This window comes from Variovorax sp. 20P10.2.4, from assembly GCF_058244205.1.
This window is the reverse complement of the sequence record NZ_JBZAYE010000634.1, coordinates 1-4074: the sequence shown is the minus strand read 5'-3', so window position 1 is coordinate 4074 and position 4074 is coordinate 1. Positions and strand designations below refer to the sequence as shown.

Sequence of the window (4074 nt, the reverse complement as noted above, 5' to 3'; positions counted from 1 at the left end):
GCGCTCGGCGCAGGCGCAGAACACGGCCGTGGCCGATTCGCTGGGCCTCGTGCACGCCACGCGCGTCATCAATGCGATGGAGCTCGGCGTGGTGCGCAACACCACCTTCGAGAACGACGCCGACCGTTCGCGCGCCACGCAGCGCGGCTTCGAGCTCGACCTGCCGTTGCCGCTGTTCGACTGGGGCCAGGCGCGCACCGGCCGCGCCGAGGCGCAGTACATGCAGTCGGCCGCGCGGCTGCGCGACGTGGGCGTGCTGGCCGCGAGCGAGGCGCGCGAGGCCTGGCGCGGCTGGAACACCGCCTATGGCCTGGCGCGGCGCTACCGCGACGAGGTGCTGCCGCTGCGCAGGAAGGTCAACGAGGAGATGGTGCTGCGCTACAACGGCATGCTCGCGAGCGTGTGGGAGCTGCTCGCCGAGACGCGCGCGAGCATGCTCGCGGTGAACGCCGGCATCGAGGCGCAGCGCGACTTCTGGCTGGCCGACACCGACCTGCAACTGGTGCTCACGGGCAGCTCGCCCGGCGGCATGACGGCGCTGCAGACCGCGGCCGCCAGCGACGCCCCCGCGGCGGGAGGACATTGAGATGAACCGCCGCAATTTCTTCGCGGGCGCCGCCACGGCCGTGGCCGCCACCACCGTCAGCCGCGTCTCGATGGCCGCGCTGCCCGAGCCCGTCTCGCAGAGCTCCACCGCCACGGCCGCACCGCTGGTGCCGCCGAACGGCCGGCCCTACAACCCCGTCGTCACGCTCAACGGCTGGACCCTGCCCTGGCGCATGAACGCCGGCGTCAAGGAGTTCCACCTGGTCGCCGAGCCCGTGGTGCGCGAGATGGCGCCGGGCTTCAAGGTCAACATGTGGGGCTACAACGGCCAGTCGCCGGGACCGACCATCGAGGTGGTCGAGGGCGACCGGCTGCGCATCTACGTGACCAACCGGCTGCCGGAGCACACCACCGTGCACTGGCACGGCCAGCGCCTGCCCAACGGCATGGACGGCGTGGGCGGCATCACGCAGCCGCAGATTCCGCCGGGCAAGACCTTCGTCTACGAGTTCACGGCGCGCCGCCCCGGCACCTTCATGTACCACCCGCATGCCGACGAGATGGTGCAGATGGCGATGGGGATGATGGGCTTCTGGGTCACGCACCCGAAGGCCGATCACCCGCTGATCGAGAAGGTTGATCGCGACTTCTGCTTCCTGCTCGGCAGCTTCGACGTGGAGCCCGGCAGCGCCACGCCCAAGGTCAGCACCATGACCGACTTCAACCTCTGGAGCTTCAACAGCCGCGTGTTCCCGGCCATCGACACGCTCAACGTGCGCAAGGGGGACCGCGTGCGCATCCGCGTGGGCAACCTCACGATGACCAACCACCCGGTGCACATCCACGGCCACGAGTTCGAGGTGACCGGCACCGACGGCGGCCCCGTGCCGCGCACCGCGCGCTGGCCCGAGGTGTCGGTCGACGTGGCGGTGGGCCAGATGCGGCAGATGGAGTTCATCGCCGACGAGGAAGGCGACTGGGCGCTGCACTGCCACAAGGCGCACCACACCATGGGGCCGATGGGCCACGAGGTGCCGACCATGATCGGCGTGGACCACAAGGGCGTGGCCGAGAAGATCAGGAAGCTGGTGCCCGACTACATGGTGATGGGCGACAAGGGCATGGCCGACATGGGCGAGATGGAGATGCCCATTCCCGACAACACGGTGCCGATGATGACCGGCACCGGTCCCTTCGGTTCGGCCGAGATGGGCGGCATGTTCACGCTGCTCAAGGTGCGGCGCGACCAGAAGCCCGGCGACTACCGCGACCCGGGCTGGTTCAGGCATCCGCCGGGCACGGTCGCGCGCGAAGTGCCGAACGCCAACGTGCCGCCGGCCCCGCGTGCGAAGGCACCGGCGCCATCGGCCAGCGAGCCCGATGCCAGCGTGCGCAAGCCCTCGGGCCATGGCGCGCACCAGCACTGAGTCCGCTCATCCCATTTCCATTTTTTGGAGTTCCATCCATGAACAAGACACTCAAGCTCGCCGCCGCCGGCCTCGCGCTCGCGGCCTTCGCCACCGCCTCGCTGGCGCACGAGAACCACGTCGCCAAGCCCAAGGGCGCGGCCGAACTCGCGCCCGAGCAGAAGCCCTGGGGCATCGTCGGCAAGCCCGGCGCCGTGAAGCGCACCATTGACATCGCGATGGCCGACGACATGACCTTCACGCCCTCGGTGATCGAGGTGCGCGAAGGCGACACGCTGCGCCTGCGCTTGAAGAACAAGGGCCGTGACCTGCACGAACTCGTGCTCGGCACCACGGCCGAGATCGAGGCCCACGCGGCCATGATGAAGAAATTCCCGGGCATGGAGCACGACGAGCCTTGGATGGCGCACGTGCTGCCGGGCCAGACCGGCGAGCTGGTCTGGACCTTCAACCGCGCCGGCGACTTCGACTTCGCCTGCCTGGTGAAGGACCACTACGAACTCGGCATGGCCGGCCGCGTCCGCGTGCTGCCCGCCGCCGGCAAATCCTGAAATCCCGAAAGGAACTCCCATGCAAAGAAGACGACTGATGCTGGCCCTGGCCCTGGCCCTGGCCTCCACCGCCGCCCTGCCTTTCGCCGCGCGCGCCGCGGCGCCGATGGTCGAGATCTGGAAGGACCCGAACTGCGGCTGCTGCCAGGACTGGGTGAAACACCTCAACAGGAACGGCTTCGCCACGCGCGTGCACGACGAAGGCAACGTCGCCGCGCGCAAGCGCCTGGGCCTGCCCGAGAAGCTGGGCTCGTGCCACACGGGCCAGGTCGGCGGCTACGCCATCGAGGGCCACGTGCCCGCGCGCGAGATCCAGCGCCTGCTCAAGGAGAAGCCCAGGGCCGTGGGCCTCGCCGTGCCCGGCATGCCGGTCGGCTCGCCGGGCATGGACGGCCCGGCCTATGGCGACCAGCGCGATCCCTACGACGTGCTGCTGGTGCTGGCCGATGGCGGCACGCGCGTGTTCCAGAGCTACCGATGAATCCTCCGATCACCCTGCAAGAAAGACCGATCACCATGAAGAAATCGCTCGCCGCCCTCGGCGCCCTCCTGTTCGCCGCCGTCGCCTTCGCGCAGACGGCCCTGCCGCCCGTCGAGGGCGAGGTCCGCAAGATCGACACCGAGGCGAACAAGATCACCCTGCGCCATGGCGACATCCCCAATCTCGAGATGACCGGCATGACCATGGTCTTCCGCGTGAAGGACCCGGCGCTGCTCACGCAGGTCAAGCCCGGCGACAAGGTGCAGTTCACGGCCGACAAGGTCGATGGCGCGCTCACGGTGCTGTCGATCGCACCTGCGAACTGAGGGCCTTGGGGCCTTTCGTCGTCGGCGCCTGGAAAATACAGCGTTGATCCACTCTTCGGGAGATCGATATGAAAAGCTCCGGCACGCAACGCGCTTTGCCATGTGCGATGGAGCGCATCGAATCACCCGAAGAACTACGGCATGGCACGGAAGGCAACGCCGAGTCGTCAGAGCTGAGTCCCCTTGAACAGCAAGAGATCGTGCGCCTTCTCGCAGCGCATCGCGCCGACCCAGGTGCAGTGATCTCTTGGGATGAGGTCAAGACCCTCTTGAAGACCTGACCCTCGGCAGTCGTCTTCGGAGCGAGCGCTACGCCCCGAAGCGCCGCGGATCGAACGGCGCCAGCGCGATCTCCGGCGCCAGCCCCGCCATCGCCTGCGCCGCCAGCCGCCCGGTGCGCGCCGAGCCGCACAGCCCCACGTGCCCATGACCGAAGGCCAGCACCACGTCGGTGCTGCCGGCGGCGGGGCCGATGCAGGGCAGGCCGTCGGGCAGGCTCGGGCGATGGCCGAGCCAGCGCTGCACCTCGGACCCTTCGGGTGGCGCGTCGGCGAGCGCGGGAAACATCGAGCGCAGGTGCTCGTGCAGGATCTCGGCGCGGCGCCAGTCGGGCGCGGCCTCGAGCCCCGCGATCTCGACCTGGCCGGCGGCGCGCAGGCCGCCGTTCATCCAGTGCGCGATGAGCTTGCCGTCGGCCACCATCACCGGCGTGCGCGGGCCCACCGCCGCCTTCGGCAGCACGA

The 4074-nt window shown here is 69.4% G+C and carries 7 protein-coding genes; 6 read left to right on the top strand and 1 reads right to left on the bottom strand.

Annotation, left to right across the window (positions count from 1 at the left end; translation table 11 throughout):
- The 6 genes from AC27VN_RS34650 to AC27VN_RS34625 form a co-directional block, all read left to right on the top strand.
- Positions 1–586 (top strand): TolC family protein (locus tag AC27VN_RS34650; RefSeq protein WP_490879530.1); only part of this gene is annotated, 586 nt, incomplete at its 5' end.
- Between the two features lies 1 nt (position 587).
- Positions 588–1973: a multicopper oxidase family protein gene (locus tag AC27VN_RS34645; RefSeq protein ID WP_296776377.1), complete on the top strand. Its 1386-nt coding sequence runs from the start codon at positions 588–590 to the stop codon at positions 1971–1973.
- Positions 1974–2011: 38 nt separating this feature from the next.
- Positions 2012–2524: a cupredoxin domain-containing protein gene (locus tag AC27VN_RS34640; protein ID WP_490879529.1), complete on the top strand. Its 513-nt coding sequence runs from the start codon at positions 2012–2014 to the stop codon at positions 2522–2524.
- A gap of 19 nt (positions 2525–2543) precedes the next feature.
- On the top strand, positions 2544–3005 hold the full coding sequence (locus AC27VN_RS34635; protein ID WP_490879528.1) for a DUF411 domain-containing protein: 462 nt from the start codon (positions 2544–2546) through the stop codon (positions 3003–3005).
- 35 nt (positions 3006–3040) lie between these two features.
- Positions 3041–3331, top strand: a complete 291-nt coding sequence (locus tag AC27VN_RS34630; protein ID WP_093340032.1) for a copper-binding protein — start codon at positions 3041–3043, stop codon at positions 3329–3331.
- 68 nt (positions 3332–3399) lie between these two features.
- Positions 3400–3612, top strand: a complete 213-nt coding sequence (locus AC27VN_RS34625) for a hypothetical protein (protein WP_490879527.1) — start codon at positions 3400–3402, stop codon at positions 3610–3612.
- A gap of 28 nt (positions 3613–3640) precedes the next feature.
- Here the strand turns inward: AC27VN_RS34625 and AC27VN_RS34620 are convergent.
- A partial coding sequence (locus tag AC27VN_RS34620; protein WP_490879526.1) for an NAD(P)/FAD-dependent oxidoreductase occupies positions 3641–4074 on the bottom strand: 434 nt, incomplete at its 5' end.

Bases quoted from the DNA above. Each gene is read 5' to 3' on its own strand.
- AC27VN_RS34630 (WP_093340032.1), top strand. From the start codon at position 3,041: ATGAAGAAATCGCTCGCCGCCCTCGGCGCCCTCCTGTTCGCCGCCGTC.
- AC27VN_RS34645 (WP_296776377.1), top strand. From the start codon at position 588: ATGAACCGCCGCAATTTCTTCGCGGGCGCCGCCACGGCCGTGGCCGCC.
- AC27VN_RS34625 (WP_490879527.1), top strand. From the start codon at position 3,400: ATGAAAAGCTCCGGCACGCAACGCGCTTTGCCATGTGCGATGGAGCGC.
- AC27VN_RS34635 (WP_490879528.1), top strand. From the start codon at position 2,544: ATGCAAAGAAGACGACTGATGCTGGCCCTGGCCCTGGCCCTGGCCTCC.
- AC27VN_RS34640 (WP_490879529.1), top strand. From the start codon at position 2,012: ATGAACAAGACACTCAAGCTCGCCGCCGCCGGCCTCGCGCTCGCGGCC.